The sequence below is a fragment of the Pseudomonas sp. SDO5532_S415 genome (assembly GCF_054071155.1).
The window spans coordinates 1-257 of sequence record NZ_JBSVWS010000387.1 but is presented as its reverse complement, the minus strand read 5'-3'; the positions used below and the strand labels follow the sequence as shown (position 1 = coordinate 257).

The following is a 257-nucleotide window of genomic DNA, read 5'->3' as shown; positions in this document are numbered from 1 at the left end:
CGGAGATCTGGTCAACGTCCAGCTGCGCGGCAACGCGTGGCAGGATGTTTTTGCCATTGGACGTGGCGGCAGCCAGGATGTGGCTGTAACCCGCAGCCCCTGCTTCTTGAACGAGAGCAGCAACCAGTGGCGCAACGTTTTCCGGCAGCTGATGCGCGTAAGTGGCATTGTCAGCGGACAGGACCTTGCTCACACCAGCGATTTTCGCAGCGGCTTCAGCCACGGCGCCAGCGCCCTGGCCTGCAACCAGAACGTGG

The 257-nt window shown here is 62.3% G+C and carries 1 pseudogene; it reads right to left on the bottom strand.

The features are described 5' to 3' along the window. Window positions 1–257, bottom strand: a pseudogene (locus ACW9HW_RS30190) (electron transfer flavoprotein subunit alpha/FixB family protein); the annotation flags it as partial.